This is a genomic window from Allorhizobium sp. DMC15 (assembly GCF_056314065.1).
On the sequence record NZ_JBQUZB010000001.1, the window covers coordinates 118,831 to 138,650 of the forward strand.

The window sequence follows — 19,820 nt, forward strand, 5'->3', positions numbered from 1 at the left end:
AATCCTCCATCCGCTCTCATTGGAGAGCTGTCCGGCGCGGGGACGGGGAAATGGCCAGCTGAAACGAAAAGCGGCTCGGCCGGTTCCGGATCAGCGCAGTTTCGTCAGGGCAGCGTCGATTAGTTCCTTCGCCGCCAAGAATGCGGCCTCTATACTCATTTCGGACGTGTCTAGCAAGTGCGCATCATCCGCTGGTTTCAAGGGGCTGTCGGCGCGTCCCATGTCGCGTTCGTCGCGCTTCTGCACATCCGCGAAGATTGCCTCGAAATCGGCCTGTCCACCCTTCGACAGGATCTCGTCGTAGCGACGTTTTGCTCTGACGTCCGGAGAAGCCGTGACGTAGAGCTTCACAGGGGCCTCCGGGCAGACGACGGTGCCGATGTCGCGGCCATCGAGCACCGTGCCGGGTGCACGTTTCGAAAAGGTGCGCTGCGCCTCCACCAGAGCGCGGCGAACGGCCGGCATGACGGCGATCTTCGAGGCGGCCTCCCCGATCTCATGGGCGGAAAGCACATCACGGTCGAGGCCGGCGAGTTCGACGGCCAGTGCCATCCTCTCGGCGACGGCCTCGTCGTCGAGTGGCAGACCGGCATCGATCAGCGCCTTTGCGGTCGCCCGATAGGTGAGCCCCGTATCCAGATGGTGGAAGCCGTAGGTCTCGGCGATCCTGCGCGACAGCGTCCCTTTGCCGGCCGCCGCCGGCCCGTCGATGGCGATGATCATGCAGGTCCCTTAATCTTTGTGGTTGTCAGATGCCTGATACAAAGCTTGGCGCTACTTGCCAAGCGAACCGGTGCCAACGAGCTGTCGATCGCCGCTGCGTGTCGGCAACGCGTGCGGGCGATGAGACCGAAGGACAGATCGATCCTCGAGGTGTGCGACATTCCCCCGCAGATTGCCTTTGACAGATGCAGTGCCAGCAATTAAGGGGACCGACTACAGTTTGGCCGGCCTCGTGCCGGGCGCTAGGCGCATGCCCCCTATTCTTCACGACTTCATGAGGCTTTGACAGTGGCGAAGGCAGAACTTGGAACGAAACGCACTTGCCCCGACACCGGCAAGAAATTCTACGACCTGAACAAGGACCCGATCGTGTCGCCGTACACGGGCAAGTCCTGGCCGCTTTCCTATTTCGAGGAAACCTCGGTCGCAGCCATCATGGAAAAGGCTGAGGAAGAGGACGTCGCGGAAGTCGATACCGAAAACACCGACGTCGAACTCGTCTCGCTCGAAGATGCCGACGAGGCATCGGGCGACGACATCCCCGATATGGGCGATGACGACGTCGAGATCGACGGCGATGACGACGACACCTTCCTCGAAGCCGACGAAGATGACGACGATGACGACATGTCCGGCCTGATCGGCGTCCCCGGCGACGACGACGAAGTCTGATTTTTCAAGGATTTCGCGCCCGGGCACAAAAAAATGCCCGGGCTTTCATTTTTCGGCTTGCCATCTCCGATCACCGGAAGTATCAAGCCGCCACCCCGACGGAAGCGATGCTTCGAAGGGGTTCCCGGAGCCGGAAGTTACCCGGTACCCTGATGGGGCTATAGCTCAGCTGGGAGAGCGCTTGCATGGCATGCAAGAGGTCAGCGGTTCGATCCCGCTTAGCTCCACCAAAACTTTCCAGAACAAGATGTTGAATATATTTATCGCCGAACCGGTGAAGATGAGCCGTGACTTATCGTCCGGTTATGGTCTGCCAACGAAGTGCGGGGCGACCTGACCTGCTTCTCCGCTCACCGCGGAAACAGCTCCACCGTTTCCCCGTTCTCGCTGCGGTCGATCTGGAACCAGTCGATGATCTTGCGGATCTCGAGCTTCACTTCGCCTTCGCGCAGACGCAGGCGCAGGGTGTTGTCGGTAACGCCGAGAGGGGTGCCGATATAGATGCGGTCATTGCCGGAATCGTCCACGGTGTCGATGGCGAAGCGCAAGGTCCACTCCTCAAAAAGTGCGAATCCAAAGGGTGACAGTGGCACGAGGGTTTAGTAACGCCTGCTTGAGCGAAGCTGACGTTACGGAAGGCTGTCCGATGCGCCGAGGCGTTGAAGAGCCCGCGAGCGAAGGAGCGACCCATGTTCGTCTTGTCGAAACTCTTCTGGATGGCAGTCCAGCCCCTGTCATTGGTTTTCCTCCTGGGGCTGTCGTCGCTTCTGCTGATGCTCCTGCGCTGGCGTCGCACGGCGCTTGGTGCTTTGTCTGCAGCCATGCTCGTGCTGTTCCTCACGCTCTACACAACGACCGGCTCCTATCTGCTGCAGGGGCTTGAGGCGCGCTTTCCCCGCCCCGCGTCCGATCCCGCCAATGTCGCCTGCATGATCGTGCTGGGCGGCGCCTTCGAGACGGAGGTGACGACGGCCAGGGGTGGCATCGAGCTCAACCAGGCGGCCGACCGCTTCGTCGAGGCGCTCCGGTTGGCCTTGTTTTATCCGGACGCCAAAATCCTCGTCTCCGGTGGCGACGGTTCGCTGAGCGGTGCTTATGAAGGAGATGCGGCCGCCTCGGTGCGCTTCTTCCAGACCTTTGGATTGTCGCCGGATCGGCTTGTGATGGAGACCACCTCGCGCAACACTGACGAAAACGCGCAGAACAGCCGCCAGATTCTCGCCGACAATGGCCTTTCGAATTGTCTCCTGATCACCTCGGCTTTTCACATGCCACGTTCGGTCGGGCTGTTTCGCAAGGCAGGTCTCGCCGTCACGCCTTGGCCGACCGATTTCCGCACGACGGGCAAGGCCGCCCTCGGTTTTGATTTCACCCAGCCGACGCTGAACGCCCAGCAGATGGCGACCGCCACGCGCGAATGGGTCGGTCTCGTCGCCTATCGTTTCCTCGGCCGGATCGATACGGTGTTCCCGGCGCCCTGAGGCCCGTCACTTCTTCGAGATCGTCAGGAATTTCGTGCCACGCACCCTGACGGTCATCTCGCAGGGCTCGGCCCCTTCGTCGCGCTCGCAATAGCGCGGATGCATCTTCAGGACGAAGACCATGTTGCCGAAACGCTTGATGAAATCATAGGAATACATCTGCGCCGTGGCGATCATGAAGTAGCCGCCCTCCTTGACCTGGAGGTAGAAGTTGAACGGGCAGCCATCGGCAGTGCAGTCCGGTCCGCGCACGCCGTCACACATGATTTCGCTGCTGTTGGTCACAGCATCTTTGATGCCGTCATTGTTGATGTCGATCCGCTCGATAAAGCCGGCGCCGAATTTCGCCTCGCCACAGCGCTTGCTGTAATGGGCCTTTTCATAGGTTTCGGGGTCCTTCAGCAGCTCCTGCTGAGCCGTCGCATGCGATGCGCCGAGCGCGACGATGAAGGCAAGGAACAGAGACTTGAAGAACGACACGGTCGGATGCTCCGGATCTGGATGGCGTCTTGAGTTTGGAAAACTCTAGCCTCTGCGGCTTGCCTCGGCGTTAACGGCATGATTCAAATCTGGCCCTGTAGCCCGGCATGGGGGCTAGGGGAGGGATGAATGTCGCTGCTGTCTTATCTCGATTACGCCGGCGTTGCCCTGTTTGCCGCCACAGGCGCGCTCGCGGCCTCCCGCAAACAGCTCGACATGATCGGTTTTCTCTTCTTTGCCGTCGCCACCGGCGTCGGTGGCGGTACGGTCCGCGACATCGTGCTCGGCCGCACGCCCGTCTTCTGGGTGCTGAATCCCAATTACATCCTCGTCTGCTGTGCCGTGGGCGTCCTCGTCTTCTTCACCGCCCATCTGGTCGAATCGCGCTATCGCCTGCTGATCTGGCTCGATGCGATCGGTCTTTCCGCCTATTGCGTCATGGGCGCGGTGAAGGGGCTGGCGGCCACGGGTTCGCCCACCATTGCCATTGTCACGGGAACGCTGACCGCAAGTTTCGGCGGCGTGCTCCGCGATCTCCTCGCCAACGAACCCTCGGTCCTGCTGCGCCCGGAAATCTACATCACGGCGGCGCTCTCGGGTGCGGCTGTGTTCACGCTGGCCAATGAACTGGGCGCGCCCCTGTATCTCGCCTCGATCGCAGGTGTTGCGGCGGCGTTTGTCATCCGCGGCGGTGCGCTTTATTTCGGCTGGACATTCCCGACCTACAAACGCAGGCCCGGCCGTCATCCCGACGAGGTGATGTGAGGTTCAGGCCTGTTTCGGCCGCAGGCGGATAACCACGTCGACGTGGGCGATTTCCATGCCCTCCGGAGGTGCCGGAAGATTGTCGATGGAGATGTTGTTCACGGGAATATCGAGAACGGTGTTCTCACCCTCGACGAAGAAGTGGTGATGGTCGGACACATTCGTGTCGAAATACGTCTTGGCGCTTTCGACGGCCAGAACCCGGATCAGGCCCGCCTCGGTGAACTGGTGGAGCGTGTTGTAGACGGTCGCCAGCGACACCGGAAAATCGGCCGCAATCGCTTCCTCATGCAGCTCTTCCACCGTCAGATGGCGGTCGCCCTTCGCAAACAGAAGCCCGGCCAGCGCAATGCGCTGCCGCGTTGGGCGCAGGCCCGAACGACGCAATTTCAGCTCGATGCCGGTTTGGCAGGGTGCCATCGTCAAAGACGAACTCCAGTTTGTGCGGCCGTGTTGCCGCCTTTCGTTCGATATAGCCTCAAAAACCGGCCGTTTCAATAGTTTGGGTGGGGACAAGCCCCGGGGGCCATGGTGCGGCCCGCTTTTTCGGCTTCTTGGGTCTGGTGATGGCCTTTTCGTTCCTGTATGCGACGGGAACGAAAACCGGCGGTGCCGGCAAAAGGCACGAATGCGCGTCTGCGACCTGCCAGCGGGAAAGGCTTCATTTTAGCGCCGTCTTGGTCTATTGGGTCCGGACACCAGAAGCAGAGGGGGGAAGAAGAAGAACGATGGTTACGAGACAGTCCAGCTACAATTACGAAGAAATCCTCTCCTGCGGCCGCGGCGAACTCTTCGGCCCCGGCAACGCCCAGCTCCCCCTGCCGCCCATGTTGATGGTCCACCGGATCACCGACATCTCGGAAACCGGCGGCGCCTTCGACAAGGGTTACATCCGCGCCGAATACGACGTGCGCCCGGATGACTGGTATTTCCCCTGCCACTTCCAGGGCAACCCCATCATGCCCGGCTGCCTTGGCCTTGACGGCATGTGGCAGCTGACCGGCTTCTTCCTCGGTTGGCTCGGCGAGCCGGGCCGCGGCATGGCGCTCTCCACGGGCGAAGTAAAGTTCAAAGGCATGGTCCGCCCGGATACGAAACTCCTCGAATACGGCATCGACTTCAAGCGCGTCATGCGCGGTCGTCTCGTTCTTGGAACGGCCGACGGCTGGTTAAAGGCCGATGGCGAAACTATCTATCAGGCAACCGACCTGCGCGTCGGTCTGTCGAAGGACAAGGCGGCCTGATCCGGCCCCGTCCACACCTGAGTTTATGAAGAAGGTCTGAGAGATGAGACGGGTTGTAGTAACGGGTCTTGGCATTGTGTCCTCCATCGGTGCCGATGCCGCTGAAGTCACGGCGTCGCTGCGCAATGCCAAGTCGGGCATCACCTTTTCTCCCGATTTCGCCGAGAACGGTTTCAAGTGCCAGGTCTGGGGCAAGCCGACCCTCGACCCGACCGAACTGGTCGATCGTCGCGCCATGCGGTTCCTGTCCCAGGGCGGCGCATGGAACCATGTCGCCATGAAGCAGGCGATCGCTGACGCCGGTCTCGAAGACGCCGACTATCAGCAGAACGAGCGCGTCGGCATCATCATGGGCTCCGGTGGGCCTTCCACCCGGCAGATCGTCGAAGCGGCCGATATCGTCCGCCAGAACAAGAGCCCGAAGCGCATCGGCCCGTTCGCCGTGCCGAAGGCCATGTCGTCGACCGCGTCTGCCACGCTTGCCACCTGGTTCAAGCTGCACGGCGTCAACTATTCGATCTCGTCCGCCTGCTCGACCTCCGCCCATTGCATCGGCAATGCCTATGAGATGATCCAGTGGGGCAAGCAGGACATGGTCTTTGCCGGCGGCCATGAGGATCTCGACTGGTCGATGTCGAGCCTGTTCGACGCCATGGGTGCCATGTCGTCCAAGTACAACGACACGCCTGCAACGGCCTCGCGCGCCTATGACGTCTCGCGTGACGGTTTCGTCATCGCCGGCGGCGCGGGTGTCCTGGTTTTGGAAGAACTTGAGCATGCCAGGGCGCGCGGCGCCAAGATCTATGCTGAAGTCGTCGGCTACGGCGCGACATCCGACGGCTACGACATGGTCGCTCCCTCGGGCGAAGGCGCAATCCGCTGCATGCGCCAGGCACTTTCCACCGTGACGGGCGAAGTTGACTACATCAACACGCACGGCACCTCGACGCCTGTGGGTGATAGCAAGGAAATCGGTGCGATCCGCGAAGTCTTCGGCGATAAGATCCCGCACATCCAGTCGACCAAGTCGCTGACCGGCCACTCGCTGGGTGCTGCCGGCGTGCAGGAATCGATTTACGGCCTGCTGATGATGCAGGAGAAGTTCATCGGCGAAAGCGCCCACATCACCGAACTCGATCCGGAATTCGAAGGCGTGCCGGTCGTGCGCAAGCGCATCGACAACGCCAAGATCGACACCGTGCTGTCCAACTCCTTCGGCTTCGGCGGCACCAACGCGACGCTCGTTTTCCAGCGCCATAACGGCTGAGGTACTGGCCGCGCATTCCTGACGATCCGATGGGGTGGCCTTGGCCACCCCATTGTCGTTTGGGGCCATGCGGTCGACGTCAAACAAAAGGCCTGGCACGTTACCGCGCCAGGCCATCGCCTTCCGAAGTGGTCCGCCAGCCGTGGGAGTACGGCTTACTTCGGTTGAAAGGGATCGGTGTGTCGGATCACGCCCATCAGCAGTGCGATGCTGACGGCATGGAAAAGGTTGCGCGCCTCGAGCTTGATCTGTGCGGAGGCCAGCGCGTCACTGACCTCTTCCGGTGACAACACCAGGATATTCCCCGCATCCTCCGCTCGCTTGCCTTCCGCAACGAGTTGCAGACAGCGAATTTCTCTGTCGGTCAGCAAGGAGAAACCGGGCTCCTGCCCGAGCGCCTGATAGGGATCGGTCATCATCATTTTCATTGCCGGGAAGCACCATGGGAGAACGTCATGAACACCATGACGTCAGCGCGGCGGTTATAGGGAGACAGCAATGAAAGTCGTTAACCCTGCGCGCCAATTTTTTATCGGCAGACGCTAATAAAGAGCATCGTGCAGATGCCTTGATTTGCTGGTTCATTGAAAGACATAATATCCCGTTTGGCTTGTCAAGCGGTTCCGTCTCAAGCGGATTTTCGCTCCCGTACCTCGGTCGGGGTTGAGCCGAACCAGCGGGTCACCGAACGGGTAAAGGCGCTCGGTGCGGAATAGCCCAGCCGATAGCAGATCTCGGAGATCGGCAATTCGCTTTCGGTGAGAAGATTGTAGCTCACATCCCGTTTGATGCCGTCACGCAGCTCATTGAGGCTCGTACCGTGTTCGGCCAGGCGGCGCTGAAAGGTCCGTTCCGAGAGGCCGAAATAAGGCGCGATCTCCGAGAGCGGATAGTCGTCCTGCGAGACATGCACCAGCAGATGCTTGCGAACTTGATCGACGAAGTCACCCGGCAGTTCCGCCGCAGGCGGCCTCAGGCTTCGACACTGCAGATCCATGAGCTCGAACAGGCGTCGATCTCCCGTCGGGTTGTGGGTCTCCAGGAAAGCCTGTGGGAAATGCACGCAGTTCATGCCGGCGCCGAAGCTGACGCGCTTTGAGAGATACTGGCGGAAAGGCTGCAGATTGCGTGGCTTAGGCCGTTCCAGTTCGACTTCGACCAGATCTGCGGTCGGTCCGCCCAGATCCCGCACACGCTGCATCACGAGCCCGACAGACATGTCCACATATTGGTCGCGTTTGACGATGATGGGAGCGAATGTCCAGGCAAGATGCGCCCCCTGAGCGTCGATCACCAGCCGCGAATAGCTCGTATGGGTCACATATTGGATATGCTGGTCCAGAAAGCGGACGAGATCGAGGCCCGTCGGCGCCGACATCAGTCCGTAACCGAAGGGTCCGGTCGATCCCGCTTCATAGGCTTTCACGCTGGTGACGCCGAAAGCCTCGTCGTCCGCCAGCAGCGCACAGGCCTCCAGAAGCCTGCACAGACGGTCCAGACTGATGCGAGCTGTCATGTCCTGGAAACAGGCCGGATCGATCTCCAGCGCCTTGCAGATCGGATGGATGTCGATGCCGTAGGACTGCGCATGGACCACCACGGCGGACGCCAGTCCGGCCACGGTTGTGAGTTCATCGGTGAGATTGCGCCCCGCCATGCCATTCCCTGTCGCCCAAAGGGAAGATCTTGGCATGAAATGGTAAGCCACGGCGCACCCGGAGTCGAGCGCGCCAACGGCTTCATTTGCATCACTCCATCGTGAAACGCCGGCGCGTCAGCGTTTCGCCCACAAAACCTTGAAGCGCGCGTTGCGGCAGACTTCGCCATGCTGCTTGAAATGCGCCGCCAGCACCGGCTCGTAGGGCAGGCCGCGATTGGCAACCATCAAGAGGTTGCCGCCATTGCGCAGCGCCTCGTATGCCGCCTTGATCATGGCTGCACCGATCGACGGCTCGGCCGCATGCCCTTCGTGGAAGGGCGGGTTCATGATCACCAGGTCGTACTTCTCCTTGGTCGGCTCGGTCGCGAGATCCTGCCAGAAGAAGCGTGTGGTGAGATCGGGATGGTTGCGGGCGAGGTTGCGTTTGGCATGTTCTAGGGCCGTATGGCTCGCCTCGAACAGGTCGATGCGGTTGGTCCGCGGCGAGGCCTCGGCCAGCATCACGGAGAGATAGCCCCAGCCAGCCCCGAAATCGGCAGCATTGCCGTCGAAGTCTGTGGGCAGTCGGCTTGCCAAGAGTTCGGAGCCCTCGTCGACATGCGCATGCGAGAACAGCCCAGCCTTGGTTTCAAAGCGTCCCTCGACCGTCACGGTCTTGGCAGCCAGTGCCGCAATCGCGCCGGTCGCGTCGTCGGGTACGGTGAACCACACGGCCACGCCGTGATACTTCGGCGTCGATTCCGGAGCGAGGCCCAGCCGGTCCAGCTGCTTGCGCAGTGGCAGGATCCCTTCTTCCTTGGCCCCGGCGATCATCACCAGGCCGCCAGCCTTCACCCGCGAGAGAGCCTCGGCAACATGGTCCTCGTTCAGACCCTTGTGCTTGCTGCACAGCACGAGCGCGCCGTCGAAATTCTCGCCATCGACAACGGCCACCGGTTTCTGGTGGCTCATTTCAAGCCGGCGAAACTCCGGCCGGAAATCCTGCACAACGGTCAGTTCCGCCGCGAAGCCTTCCGGCTTGGAAAAACCCGCCTCGGCGCCGAGGAAGAGATAACGCGCATCCGCACCCGGCAGCGGAACCGCCTCGGTGGTAAACGGATGAAACAGGGTCTTCAGCGTGTCGCGGCTCATGGTCGGTCTTCTCGTTGGGCGGATTGAATTGTCTCAGGGGCTTACGAAAAAGGCGCGGGATGTCTCCCGCGCCTCGAGATAGGGTCTGACGCCGACGCGCTTATTCAGCGGCTTCGCCGTCTTCCTTCTTCTTCTCGGCAACGATTTCCTTGCCGGTGGCCTGGTCGACGGCCTTCATCGACAGGCGAACCTTGCCGCGCTCGTCGAAGCCCATCAGCTTGACCCAGACCTTGTCGCCTTCCTTGACGACGTCGGAGGTCTTGGCAACGCGCTCGGAAGCGAGCTGCGAGATGTGCACGAGGCCGTCACGCGAACCGAAGAAGTTGACGAAGGCGCCGAAGTCGGCGGTCTTCACAACGGTACCTTCGTAGATCACGCCGACTTCCGGTTCGGCCACGATCGAGTGGATCCACTTGCGGGCCGCTTCGATTTCCTTGCCGGAGGACGAAGCGATCTTGATCGTGCCGTCGTCTTCGATGTTGATCTTGGCGCCGGTCTTCTCGACGATTTCGCGGATGACCTTGCCGCCCGAGCCGATGACTTCGCGGATCTTGTCGACCGGGATGTTCATCACTTCGATGCGCGGTGCAAATTCGCCGAGCTGGCCACGGCTTTCCGAAAGGGCGTTGGCCATTTCGCCGAGGATGTGTTTGCGACCGCCCTGGGCCTGGCCGAGAGCGACCTTCATGATCTCTTCGGTGATGCCGGCGATCTTGATGTCCATCTGCAGCGAGGTGATGCCGTCAGCGGTGCCGGCTACCTTGAAGTCCATGTCGCCGAGGTGGTCTTCGTCACCCAGGATGTCGGAGAGAACCGCAAAGCGCTCACCTTCCAGGATCAGGCCCATGGCGATACCGGCAACTGGCTTGGCCAGCGGAACACCGGCGTCCATGAGAGCGAGCGAGGTGCCGCAGACGGTTGCCATCGAGGACGAGCCGTTCGACTCGGTGATCTCGGAGACGACGCGCAGCGTGTAGGGGAACTGTTCCGGCGACGGCAGCATCGGACGGATAGCGCGCCATGCGAGCTTGCCGTGACCGATTTCGCGGCGGCCCGGGGAGCCCATGCGACCGGTTTCACCGACCGAGTAGGGCGGGAAGTTGTAGTGCAGCAGGAAGCGTTCCTTGTACATGCCAGTCAGGCTGTCGACATACTGCTCGTCTTCGCCGGTACCGAGCGTCGCAACGACGATCGCCTGCGTTTCGCCGCGGGTGAAGAGTGCCGAACCATGCGTGCGCGGCAGGATGCCGACTTCCGAGACGATCGGACGAACGGTCGACAGATCGCGGCCGTCGATACGGCTCTTGGTGTCGAGGATGTTCCAGCGAACGATCTTGGCCTGCAGGTGCTTGAAGACGGCACCAACGACTTCGTTCGTGTACTTCGGCTCTTCGCCTTCCGGGAAGAAGTGTGCCTTCACCTTGGCCTTGACGGCGTCGACAGCAGCATAGCGATCGGCCTTCTGGGTGATCTTGTAGGCAGCGCGCAGTTCGGTCTCGGCGATCGAGAGCATTTCGGCTTCGAGAGCGGAATGATCTTCCGGTTCGAACTCGCGCGGCTCCTTGGCAGCGACTTCCGCGAGCTTGATGATCGCGTCGATGACCGGCTGGAAGCCGCGATGACCGAACATGACGGCGCCGAGCATCACGTCTTCGTTCAGTTCCTTGGCTTCGGATTCGACCATCAGAACGGCGTCGGAGGTACCGGCGACGACGAGGTCGAGAACAGACTCATCCATCTCGTCGAGATGCGGGTTGAGAACAAATTCGCCGTTGATGTAGCCGACGCGGGCGCCGCCGACCGGGCCCATGAACGGGACGCCAGACAGCGTCAGAGCGGCCGAGGTAGCAACCATCGACAGGATGTCCGGGTTGTTTTCCAGGTCATGCTGGATGACGGTCACGACGACCTGCGTGTCGTTCTTGTAGCCTTCCGGGAAGAGCGGGCGGATCGGACGGTCGATCAGGCGCGAAACGAGCGTTTCGTTTTCCGACGGACGGCCTTCGCGCTTGAAATAGCCTCCCGGGATCTTGCCGGCGGCATAGGTCTTTTCCTGGTAATTGACGGTGAGCGGGAAGAAGTCCTGCCCCGGCTTCGGCGCCTTGGCCGAAACGACGGTAGCGAGAACAACGGTTTCGCCATAAGTGGCGAGAACGGCGCCGTCGGCCTGGCGGGCGATCTTGCCCGTTTCCAGCTTCAGCGGGCGGCCTGCCCACTCGATTTCAACGCTGTGAACATCAAACATATCTTGTCCTTCATATGCGGACCTTCGTCCTGCCGGAAGGGCAGGGGCGGGCGGTCTGCAATGTGCTGACGCAATCACGGGCAAGACAGTGGGAGGCTTCGGATCCGGCGGGTCGTCCCGCAATATCGCCCTCGGGCGCGGAAGCATCCAACAATCCTGCCCCATGACAGGTCATCGGTTGTCGTCGACAGATCCGGCCCATCCGGCCTGTCGTTCGTTCCGGGCGATCGTCGCGCGGAACCGGTCGCGGGTCGTTTCGCCTGACCCGGAAAGGCAACCGGCGGACCTTCGTCGGGAAGGTCCGCCGGGAACTTGTTAGCGGCGGATGCCGAGGCTGGTGATCAGCTTCGTGTAACGGCCTTCGTCCTTCTTCTTCAGGTAGTCGAGCAGCGAACGGCGGCTCGAAACCATGGTCAGAAGGCCACGACGCGAGTGGTTGTCCTTCTTGTGACCCTTGAAGTGTTCGGTCAGGTTGTTGATGCGCTCGGTCAGGATCGCGACCTGGACTTCCGGAGAACCCGTGTCGCCTTCGGCGGTTGCGTATTCCTTGATGAGGGCGGCCTTGCGCTCTGCAGTGATCGACATCGTAAATCCTTTCTGGAATTTAGGAACAGAAGTCGCCAAACGCCGGGATGTCGTCCAGCATTGGCCGTGAAGGCATGCGCCATTGGCACAAGCTGGTGCCGCCTATACTCCATTCCCGGCCATAAGGAAAGATGCCAAAGAAAAGAGCATTCGACGGCACGGTTTCAGTTGAAGACCCGCCGCGGGTGAAACTCGCCACCGGCAATTTCGCCGATCGCCACCAATTTGCTGCCGGAAAGCGCCACCGCTTCCGGCTCGGCCACCGGGGCATCGCGCCCGCGCACGATGATCGGATTGCCCATCCGCAGCCGATGCGCCTGATCTTCGGTGATCCTGAGCTGGGGGAGGGCGGAAAGCGCTTCTGCCGTGTCGACCAGGAAGGCATCCAGCGCCGCCAGGCGCTCGTCCTTGTCCTCGATTGCTTCAAGCGCCACCAGGTCGGCCAGCGGCACCATGGTTTCTTCGGCAAACGGGGCGACATAGCTGCGGCGCAGCTTCGAGATATGCCCGTAGCAGCCGAGATCGCGGCCGAAATCGCGGGCGAGCGAACGCACATAGGTCCCCTTGCCGCATTCAACTTCGAAAAAGGCCCGATCCGTCTCGCATTTCAACAGCGTCAGCCGGTGGACGTCCACTTCACGTGACGGGATCTCGACCGTCTCGCCATCGCGCGCCAGATCATAGGCGCGCTCGCCGGCAATCTTGATCGCAGAGAACTGCGGCGGGGTCTGGTTGATCGTTCCAGTGTAGTTCGGAAGCAGTGCCTTGATGTCGGCTTCGGTCGGGCGCTTGTCCGAGCTCTGCGTCACCTCGCCCTCAAGATCGTCCGTCGAGCGTTCTTCACCCCACGTCACGGTGAATTCGTAGATCTTGCGCCCGTCCATCACGTAAGGCACGGTTTTCGTCGCATCACCGAGCGCGATCGGCAGCATGCCGGATGCGAGCGGGTCGAGCGTTCCGGCATGGCCAGCCTTTTGGGCATTGAACAGCCACTTGATCTTGCCGACCGCCTCGGTCGAGCCGAAATCCACCGGCTTGTCGAGGATGAGCCAGCCCGAAATCGGACGGCCCTTGGGCTTGCGGGGTTTTGACATCTAGTTCTTTTCTCAGTCTTGTTCTTCGTCGGTGCCGAGGTCGCGCTGAACCTCCGGCGAGCGCAGCAGCGCGTCGATCTTCTGATAGTTGTCGAAGCTCGTATCGTCGCGGAAGCGCACTTCCGGCATGTATTTCATCTGGCGCAGCTGATTGCCCAGCCGCCCGCGGATGAACTTGGCGTTCTTGTTCAGCGCGGCGATCACGCTGTCATGGTCCTTGACGCCGAGCGGCGTCACATAGGCGGTCGCGATCTTCAGGTCCGGCGACATGCGGACTTCGGAGATCGAAATCACCGTCTTCTCGATGACGTCGTCGCGGACTTCGCCGCGCTGCAGGACCTGAGTGATGGCGGCGCGCACCTGCTCGCCGACGCGCAGCATGCGCTGCGAAGGTGCCGATGAGGTTGCTTTGGTCATGGTTCAGTTGCCTTTCGCATGCGGCGGCCAGAGGTCTGGCCGTCCAGGTCATGCCATGTGTTCTAGGTTCGGCTGATGCCGAAGATCGCGATCTCCATAAACAGCGAGCGCCGGAAAATCCGGCGCCCGAAGAGATCGTGGTTCGAAACGCCTGGGATCAGAGCGTACGCGTGATGTGTTCCACGCGGAAGCACTCGATCGTGTCGCCGGCGCGGATGTCTTCGTAGTTCTCAAAGGCCATACCGCATTCCTGACCCATCGGCACTTCCGAGACTTCGTCCTTGAAGCGCTTGAGCGTCTTGAGCTTGCCTTCGTGGATGACCACGTTGTCGCGCACCAGGCGCACGCCGGCCCCACGTTCGACCTTGCCTTCGATGACGCGGCAACCTGCGACCTTGCCGACCTTCGTGATGTTGAACACCTCGAGGATTTCGGCATTGCCGAGGAAGGTCTCGCGACGCTCCGGCGAGAGCAGGCCCGACATCGCTGCCTTCACGTCATCCACCAGATCGTAGATGATGTTGTAGTAGCGGATCTCGATGCCGGCACGCTCGGACGCGGTGCGCGCCTGGGCATTGGCACGGACGTTGAAGCCGATGATCGCGGCGTTGGAGGCCTCGGCCAGCGAGATATCCGATTCCGTGATCGCACCGGCGCCCGAATGGACGATGCGGGCCCGAACTTCGTCGGTGCCGAGCTTGTCGAGCGCTGCAACGATCGCTTCGACGGAACCCTGCACGTCGGCCTTGATGACCAGCGGGAATTCCTTGAAGCCGGTATCCTGCAGCTTGCTCATCATCTGCTCGAGCGAACCGCGCTGACCCGATTGGCGGGCAGCCGCCTTGTCGCGGGCAAGACGCTGACGATACTCGGAGATCTCGCGAGCACGGCTCTCGTTCTCGACCACGGCGAACTTGTCGCCGGCAGCAGGCGTGCCCGACAGGCCGAGGATCTCGACCGGCATGGCAGGACCCGCTTCCTTGACGTGTTCGCCCTTGTCGTTGACGAGCGCGCGGACACGGCCCCACTGATCGCCGGCCACGATGATCTGGCCGGGCTTCAGCGTGCCCTTCTGAACGAGCACGGTCGCGACCGCACCACGACCGCGGTCGAGCTGCGCTTCGATGACGGTACCTTCGGCAGTACGCTTCGGGTCGGCCTTCAGGTCGAGAATTTCGGCCTGCAGAAGCACGGCTTCGAGCAGCTTGTCGAGGTTGAGCTTGTTCTTCGCCGAGACTTCGACGTCGAGCACTTCACCACCCATGGATTCGACGAAGACTTCGTGCTGCAGAAGCTGCTGGCGAACCTTGTCCGGGTTTGCCTCATGCTTGTCGATCTTGTTGATCGCCACGATGATCGGCACGTTGGCCGCCTTGGCGTGGTTGATCGATTCGATCGTCTGCGGCATCACGCTGTCGTCGGCAGCCACCACGAGGATCGCGATGTCGGTCGCCTGAGCGCCACGGGCACGCATCGCCGTAAAGGCGGCGTGGCCGGGGGTGTCGATGAAGGTGATCTTCTGGCCGTTCTGTTCGACCTGATAGGCACCGATATGCTGGGTGATGCCACCGGCTTCGCCCGAGACGACCGAGGTCTTGCGGATGGCGTCGAGCAGCGAGGTCTTGCCGTGGTCGACGTGACCCATGATGGTCACGACCGGCGGACGGGAAACCAGCTCGCCTTCGTCGTCCTTGACGTTGAAGATGCCTTCTTCGACGTCGGATTCCGAAACGCGCTTGACGGTATGGCCGAATTCGGTCGCGATGATTTCGGCGAGGTCGGCGTCGATGACGTCGCCCGGCTTCATCATCTGGCCTTCCTTCATCAGGTACTTGATGACGTCGACCGCGCGTTCGGACATGCGCTGCGACAGTTCCTGAATCGTAATCGTTTCCGGCAGGATAACCTCGCGCATGACCTTCTCGCGGGTTTCCTGCATCTGGCTGCGGCGGAACTTCTCCTGGCGACGGCGCATGGAGGCGAGCGAACGGCCGCGCGCTGCGCCACCTTCGTCGTCAACGGCAGCGCTCGTGACCGTCAGCTTGCCGCGACGGCGATCTTCTTCGGCCTTCGGACGGGCAGGGACCTTGGCCGGAGCCGGCATGGCGACCTTGCCGCGGCCCGGAACAGCGCGCGGAGATGCCCGATCATCGTCGTCGTCGTTTGCCTTGCGGCCGCGGGCGAAGCCGGGTGCGGCCGCCGGTGCCGCAGGCGCGGCATTCGGGCGGGCTGCAGCCGGTGCGCTGGCAACAGGCGCAACGACGGGTGTCGGAACGATTTCCGGTTCCGGCTCGGGTTGGGGCTCTGCTGCACGGCGGGCGGCCTCTTCGGCAGCCAGACGGGCGGCTTCTTCGGCCTCGGCCTTGCGGCGGGCCTCTTCGATCACGCGTTGCTTGGCTTCCTCGACTTCACGGGCCTGGGCTTCGAGAAGCGCACGGCGACGCGCCTCCATTTCGCCCGCCGACAGATCGTGCAGAACGGCGCCCCGCGGGCGGTCCTGCTGGCGTGGCGGCTGCGAAGATTGCGGGCGCTGCGGCTGCTGGGGACGCTGCGGCTGCGGTGTCGGCTGGTGCACGCGGGTCTGCGTCGGTGCAGGCGCCGGGCGCGCAGCAGCGGCCACGGGGGCCGGTGCCGGTGCCTGAGCGGGTGCCTGGGCTGCCGGTGCTGCGATAGGGGTGATCGGCTTTTCATCCAGCGGGCGGGTCGGGCGGCGCTTCACCGTCTCGACGACGACCGACTTCGTACGGCCGCGCCCCATGTCCTGGCGCACGGTACCCTGGCTCATCCCCGAGGGCTTCAGGGTGAGTGTCTTCTTCACGCCGATTGTCTTGTCGTCTTTGTTGTCGGTCATTCCGTTCCCGTTCCTTCGAGCGAGGCCGGATGCCGAGCATCAGACCACGCCGTTCACATACTGTCCTAAACCACGGAGGCCGGCTTTCGCCGGTGACCGCGTCATTGTGGTTTCGGGCCAGCGCTCGAGACCTGCGGCGTCGGGCCGCGATAGGTTTCGAGCAGAGTTGCGCGTTTCACTACACCCTCACCCGCCTGCCCTGCAAGCGCGCAAGCATGGATAAACGCATTCTGGCCCATCAGTTCGTCCAATTCCGCCCCGGTCAGAAGATGGAACGCGGGAATTTCCGCATCGGCTCCTGTTCCGAGGTGCCAGGCCTTTCGGGCCTGGTCGATCTTGCGTATGCCGTCCGCCGCCGCATCCTTTGAATGGAACACCGCGATGGCCTCGCCATTTCTCACTGCGGCCTCCACCTTGGCAGCGCCGCTGATGAACTGGCCGGCCTTGCGCGCCATGTTCATCATGCCCGTCAACTGGGAAACCAGCAGACGGTCGACGGCGGCCCCGAGTTCCGGATCCGCCTTCACATCCCGCTTCAGGGCGCGGGCGAAAAGCTTCTTCGCCACGGCCTTGTCCACCGCCTCGCGGCGGGGGCTCACCCAGCATCCCCGACCGGGAAGCGTGCGCTTCAGGTCGGGAATGACAGTTCCGTCCGGTGCTGCCACGAACCGCAACAGCGTATCGGGCGATCCGCTGTCACGGGTGACGATGCACATCCGTCCGTTCGCTTCGGAGAGGTCGAAATCGTCCTCGTTCTCCGGCGCCTCGGGCGTCAGCGCGGTCATCACGCCTCTTGCTCGACGTCGGCTTCGCCTTCCGCTTCAGCCGTTTCGGCAGCAATGTCCTCTTCGGTGATCCAGCCGGCGGCCAGACGCGCCTGCACGACCATGGCCTCAGCCTCGGCACGCGTTACGTCGAACTTCGAGAAGAGGCCCTCGAACTTCTTCGTCTCGCCATCCTTGCGCTCGCTCCAGCCGACGAGATCGTCAGCGGCGCAACCGGCAAAGTCCTCGATCGTCTTGATGCCGTCTTCGCCGAGCGCAACCAGCATGGCCGAGGTCAGGCCGTCGATCTGGCGCAGTTCGTCGGAAACGCCGAGTTCCTTGCGCTTGGCATCCATTTCGGCCTCGATCTTGTCGAGGTATTCGCGGGCGCGGGTCTGGATTTCCTGCGCCGTGTCTTCGTCGAAACCGTCGATCGAGGCGATTTCGTTCAGATCGACATAGGCGACTTCCTCGACCTGCGCGAAGCCTTCCGATGCCAGAACCTGGCCAACCATTTCGTCGACGTCGAGCGCATCCATGAAGAGGTTGGTGCGTTCGTTGAATTCCTTCTGACGGCGTTCCGATTCCTCGGCTTCCGTCATGATGTCGATGTCCCAGCCGGTCAGCTGCGAGGCCAGACGAACGTTCTGACCGCGACGGCCGATGGCCAGCGACAGCTGCTCGTCCGGAACCACGACTTCGATCCGCTCTGCATCTTCGTCGAGAACGACCTTGGCGACTTCAGCCGGCTGCAGGGCGTTGACGATGAAGGAAGCCGGGTCCTGGCTCCACGGAATGATGTCGATCTTTTCGCCCTGGAGCTCGCCGACAACGGCCTGGACGCGCGAACCGCGCATACCGACGCAGGCGCCCACCGGATCGATCGAGCTATCGTTCGAGATGACGGCGATCTTGGCGCGCGAACCCGGGTCACGGGCAACCGACTTGATCTGGATGATGCCGTCGTAGATCTCAGGCACTTCCATGGTGAACAGCTTCACCATGAACTGCGGATGGGTACGCGACAGGAAGATCTGCGGGCCGCGCTGCTCGCGACGAACATCATATACGTACGCACGCACGCGATCGCCATAGCGGAAGGCTTCGCGCGGGATCATTTCGTCGCGACGGATGATGCCTTCGCCACGGCCGAGGTCGACGATCACGTTGCCGTATTCCACGCGCTTGACGGTGCCGTTGATGATCTCGCCGACGCGGTCCTTGAACTCGTCATACTGGCGGTCACGCTCGGCTTCGCGCACCTTCTGCACGATGACCTGCTTGGCCGACTGTGCGGCAATGCGGCCGAAATCCATCGGCGGCAGCGGGTCGGCGATGAAGTCGCCGAGCTTGGCGTCGACATTGCGGTCGCGGGCCAGTTCCAGCGCGATTTGGGTCGAGTAGTCCTCGACCTTCTCGACAACCTCGAGAAGACGCTGCAGGCGGATTTCGCCGGTCTTCGAGTTGATGTCGGCGCGGATATTGGTCTCGGTGCCGTAACGCGAACGGGCAGCCTTCTGGATCGCGTCGGCCATGGCGGCGAGCACGATTTCGCGGTCGATCACCTTTTCACGGGCAACGGCATCTGCGATCTGCAAGAGCTCGAGCCGGTTAGCACTGACTGCCATGTGTAGGTCTCCGTCTTCACCCCCGGGCGCCTTGCCGCGAGGTTTTGGGTCAAACGTTATTCTTCGCTGTCGTCTTCGTCGTTCTGGTTCGCGGCCTGCGCCTTGGCCAGCTTGTCGGCCCGCAGCGCGTCACGGATCAGATCGTCCGTCAGGATGAGCTTGGCTTCCGAAAGCGTATTGAACGGGATCACCACCTGCGGCTCCTCGCCATAGGCGACCTGATCACGCTCAAGCGTGAAGCCATCCTCGTTGACCGCGGTGATCTTGCCGCGAAAACGCTTGCGGTTGTCCACCAGGATCGAGGTTTCGCACTTCACCAGATGGCCGTTCCAGCGCGTGAAATCGGACTTGCGCACCATCGGACGGTCGATGCCCGGCGACGAAACCTCGAGGTGATAGGCCTTGTCGACCGGATCCTCGACGTCGAGCACTGGCGAAATCGCCATCGACACAGCTTCGCAGTCCTCGACGGTCATCGTGCCGTCGTTGCGTTCTGCCATGATCTGCAGCGTCATTCCGTTCTGGTTCATCATGCGCACGCGAACCAGTTTGAAATCCATCGCGACGAGCACAGGCTCGATGATATCTGCGATACGACGGTCAAGCCCCGTCTCAATGATGATCCGTGCTTCGCCGGGTGCCGGCTGCGGCATCTCTTCGGACAATCGTTTTACTCCCGATTGGCTGTGATCGCCAATAAAAAAGAGCGGGTCCTTCCGGGCCCACCCTTCATCTGTCGATCAAGAATTTGAACGTCATATACGCCAGCGACCCGGCAATTGCAAGCTTTTCCAGGGGGCGAAAACATTCTTG

20 protein-coding genes and 1 tRNA gene are annotated in these 19,820 nt (G+C 61.8%); 6 read left to right on the plus strand and 15 right to left on the minus strand.

The features are described 5' to 3' along the window. Positions 1–90: 90 nt before the first annotated feature. Positions 91–723 carry a (d)CMP kinase gene (cmk, locus tag ACT53S_RS00530; protein ID WP_476065548.1) on the minus strand — a complete coding sequence of 211 codons (633 nt, stop codon included), beginning with the start codon at positions 721–723 and terminating at the stop codon, positions 91–93. A 288-nt stretch (positions 724–1,011) separates the two neighbouring features. Between cmk and ACT53S_RS00535 the strand changes: the two genes are divergently transcribed. Both ACT53S_RS00535 and ACT53S_RS00540 read left to right on the plus strand, forming a co-directional pair. After that, a complete protein-coding gene (locus ACT53S_RS00535; protein ID WP_113378333.1) occupies positions 1,012–1,395 on the plus strand; it encodes a TIGR02300 family protein in 384 nt (127 codons plus the stop codon). Between the two features lie 154 nt (positions 1,396–1,549). Further along, positions 1,550–1,625: transfer RNA gene (locus ACT53S_RS00540), tRNA-Ala, on the plus strand. A gap of 120 nt (positions 1,626–1,745) precedes the next feature. Here ACT53S_RS00540 and ACT53S_RS00545 read toward each other — a convergent pair. Next, positions 1,746–1,943 carry a hypothetical protein gene (locus ACT53S_RS00545; protein WP_476065549.1) on the minus strand — a complete coding sequence of 66 codons (198 nt, stop codon included), beginning with the start codon at positions 1,941–1,943 and terminating at the stop codon, positions 1,746–1,748. Positions 1,944–2,084: 141 nt separating this feature from the next. Between ACT53S_RS00545 and ACT53S_RS00550 the strand changes: the two genes are divergently transcribed. Continuing rightward, a complete protein-coding gene (locus tag ACT53S_RS00550; protein WP_476065550.1) occupies positions 2,085–2,876 on the plus strand; it encodes a YdcF family protein in 792 nt (263 codons plus the stop codon). Between the two features lie 6 nt (positions 2,877–2,882). Here the strand turns inward: ACT53S_RS00550 and ACT53S_RS00555 are convergent, their stop codons facing one another. Continuing rightward, a complete protein-coding gene (locus ACT53S_RS00555; RefSeq protein WP_113378330.1) occupies positions 2,883–3,356 on the minus strand; it encodes a hypothetical protein in 474 nt (157 codons plus the stop codon). 129 nt (positions 3,357–3,485) lie between these two features. On the opposite strand from ACT53S_RS00555, the gene ACT53S_RS00560 reads away from it, so the two are divergent. Beyond that, positions 3,486–4,121, plus strand: a complete 636-nt coding sequence (locus tag ACT53S_RS00560; protein WP_142072429.1) for a trimeric intracellular cation channel family protein — start codon at positions 3,486–3,488, stop codon at positions 4,119–4,121. Positions 4,122–4,124: 3 nt separating this feature from the next. On the opposite strand, the gene irrA is transcribed toward ACT53S_RS00560, so the two are convergent. Beyond that, positions 4,125–4,541: an iron response transcriptional regulator IrrA gene (gene irrA / locus ACT53S_RS00565; protein ID WP_113378328.1), complete on the minus strand. Its 417-nt coding sequence runs from the start codon at positions 4,539–4,541 to the stop codon at positions 4,125–4,127. A 308-nt stretch (positions 4,542–4,849) separates the two neighbouring features. On the opposite strand from irrA, the gene fabA reads away from it, so the two are divergent. Beyond that, entirely contained in the window at positions 4,850–5,365 is a 516-nt protein-coding gene (fabA, locus tag ACT53S_RS00570) for a 3-hydroxyacyl-[acyl-carrier-protein] dehydratase FabA (protein ID WP_113378327.1), read from the plus strand. A 43-nt stretch (positions 5,366–5,408) separates the two neighbouring features. After that, the gene (fabB, locus tag ACT53S_RS00575; RefSeq protein WP_476065551.1) at positions 5,409–6,632 is read left to right on the plus strand and encodes a beta-ketoacyl-ACP synthase I; all 1,224 of its coding nucleotides are present in this window, start codon (positions 5,409–5,411) and stop codon (positions 6,630–6,632) included. 155 nt (positions 6,633–6,787) lie between these two features. On the opposite strand, the gene ACT53S_RS00580 is transcribed toward fabB, so the two are convergent. The 11 genes from ACT53S_RS00580 to rimP all read right to left on the minus strand — a co-directional run bounded on the left by ACT53S_RS00580 (position 6,788) and on the right by rimP (position 19,660). Further along, positions 6,788–7,048 (minus strand): helix-turn-helix domain-containing protein, encoded by a 261-nt coding sequence (locus ACT53S_RS00580; RefSeq protein WP_476065552.1) that lies wholly within the window; start codon positions 7,046–7,048, stop codon positions 6,788–6,790. Between the two features lie 212 nt (positions 7,049–7,260). Next, positions 7,261–8,289 carry an AraC family transcriptional regulator gene (locus ACT53S_RS00585; protein WP_476065553.1) on the minus strand — a complete coding sequence of 343 codons (1,029 nt, stop codon included), beginning with the start codon at positions 8,287–8,289 and terminating at the stop codon, positions 7,261–7,263. A gap of 117 nt (positions 8,290–8,406) precedes the next feature. Continuing rightward, positions 8,407–9,423: a class I SAM-dependent methyltransferase gene (locus ACT53S_RS00590; protein ID WP_476065554.1), complete on the minus strand. Its 1,017-nt coding sequence runs from the start codon at positions 9,421–9,423 to the stop codon at positions 8,407–8,409. Positions 9,424–9,523: 100 nt separating this feature from the next. After that, on the minus strand, positions 9,524–11,668 hold the full coding sequence (pnp, locus tag ACT53S_RS00595; protein WP_476065555.1) for a polyribonucleotide nucleotidyltransferase: 2,145 nt from the start codon (positions 11,666–11,668) through the stop codon (positions 9,524–9,526). A gap of 315 nt (positions 11,669–11,983) precedes the next feature. Beyond that, positions 11,984–12,253 (minus strand): 30S ribosomal protein S15, encoded by a 270-nt coding sequence (gene rpsO, locus ACT53S_RS00600; RefSeq protein WP_112513272.1) that lies wholly within the window; start codon positions 12,251–12,253, stop codon positions 11,984–11,986. 164 nt (positions 12,254–12,417) lie between these two features. Beyond that, positions 12,418–13,347: a tRNA pseudouridine(55) synthase TruB gene (gene truB, locus ACT53S_RS00605; protein ID WP_476065556.1), complete on the minus strand. Its 930-nt coding sequence runs from the start codon at positions 13,345–13,347 to the stop codon at positions 12,418–12,420. Between the two features lie 12 nt (positions 13,348–13,359). Then, the gene (gene rbfA / locus ACT53S_RS00610) at positions 13,360–13,764 is read right to left on the minus strand and encodes a 30S ribosome-binding factor RbfA (protein WP_113378320.1); all 405 of its coding nucleotides are present in this window, start codon (positions 13,762–13,764) and stop codon (positions 13,360–13,362) included. Between the two features lie 157 nt (positions 13,765–13,921). Beyond that, a complete protein-coding gene (gene infB / locus ACT53S_RS00615) occupies positions 13,922–16,615 on the minus strand; it encodes a translation initiation factor IF-2 (RefSeq protein ID WP_476065557.1) in 2,694 nt (897 codons plus the stop codon). A 101-nt stretch (positions 16,616–16,716) separates the two neighbouring features. Further along, entirely contained in the window at positions 16,717–17,400 is a 684-nt protein-coding gene (locus ACT53S_RS00620; protein WP_142072442.1) for an RNA-binding protein, read from the minus strand. Beyond that, positions 17,400–19,007 carry a transcription termination factor NusA gene (gene nusA / locus ACT53S_RS00625; RefSeq protein WP_113378317.1) on the minus strand — a complete coding sequence of 536 codons (1,608 nt, stop codon included), beginning with the start codon at positions 19,005–19,007 and terminating at the stop codon, positions 17,400–17,402. Before nusA ends, ACT53S_RS00620 begins: the two co-directional genes overlap by 1 nt. Positions 19,008–19,063: 56 nt before the next feature. Beyond that, positions 19,064–19,660 carry a ribosome maturation factor RimP gene (rimP, locus tag ACT53S_RS00630; protein ID WP_476066613.1) on the minus strand — a complete coding sequence of 199 codons (597 nt, stop codon included), beginning with the start codon at positions 19,658–19,660 and terminating at the stop codon, positions 19,064–19,066. Positions 19,661–19,820 lie beyond the last annotated feature (160 nt).

Bases quoted from the DNA above. Each gene is read 5' to 3' on its own strand.
- pnp (WP_476065555.1), bottom strand. From the start codon at position 11,668: ATGTTTGATGTTCACAGCGTTGAAATCGAGTGGGCAGGCCGCCCGCTG.
- ACT53S_RS00580 (WP_476065552.1), bottom strand. From the start codon at position 7,048: ATGACCGATCCCTATCAGGCGCTCGGGCAGGAGCCCGGTTTCTCCTTG.
- irrA (WP_113378328.1), bottom strand. From the start codon at position 4,541: ATGGCACCCTGCCAAACCGGCATCGAGCTGAAATTGCGTCGTTCGGGC.
- rimP (WP_476066613.1), bottom strand. From the start codon at position 19,660: ATGCCGCAGCCGGCACCCGGCGAAGCACGGATCATCATTGAGACGGGG.
- nusA (WP_113378317.1), bottom strand. From the start codon at position 19,007: ATGGCAGTCAGTGCTAACCGGCTCGAGCTCTTGCAGATCGCAGATGCC.
- truB (WP_476065556.1), bottom strand. From the start codon at position 13,347: ATGTCAAAACCCCGCAAGCCCAAGGGCCGTCCGATTTCGGGCTGGCTC.
- rpsO (WP_112513272.1), bottom strand. From the start codon at position 12,253: ATGTCGATCACTGCAGAGCGCAAGGCCGCCCTCATCAAGGAATACGCA.
- fabA (WP_113378327.1), top strand. From the start codon at position 4,850: ATGGTTACGAGACAGTCCAGCTACAATTACGAAGAAATCCTCTCCTGC.
- rbfA (WP_113378320.1), bottom strand. From the start codon at position 13,764: ATGACCAAAGCAACCTCATCGGCACCTTCGCAGCGCATGCTGCGCGTC.
- cmk (WP_476065548.1), bottom strand. From the start codon at position 723: ATGATCATCGCCATCGACGGGCCGGCGGCGGCCGGCAAAGGGACGCTG.
- ACT53S_RS00585 (WP_476065553.1), bottom strand. From the start codon at position 8,289: ATGGCGGGGCGCAATCTCACCGATGAACTCACAACCGTGGCCGGACTG.
- fabB (WP_476065551.1), top strand. From the start codon at position 5,409: ATGAGACGGGTTGTAGTAACGGGTCTTGGCATTGTGTCCTCCATCGGT.
- ACT53S_RS00590 (WP_476065554.1), bottom strand. From the start codon at position 9,423: ATGAGCCGCGACACGCTGAAGACCCTGTTTCATCCGTTTACCACCGAG.
- ACT53S_RS00620 (WP_142072442.1), bottom strand. From the start codon at position 17,400: ATGACCGCGCTGACGCCCGAGGCGCCGGAGAACGAGGACGATTTCGAC.
- ACT53S_RS00550 (WP_476065550.1), top strand. From the start codon at position 2,085: ATGTTCGTCTTGTCGAAACTCTTCTGGATGGCAGTCCAGCCCCTGTCA.
- ACT53S_RS00560 (WP_142072429.1), top strand. From the start codon at position 3,486: ATGTCGCTGCTGTCTTATCTCGATTACGCCGGCGTTGCCCTGTTTGCC.
- infB (WP_476065557.1), bottom strand. From the start codon at position 16,615: ATGACCGACAACAAAGACGACAAGACAATCGGCGTGAAGAAGACACTC.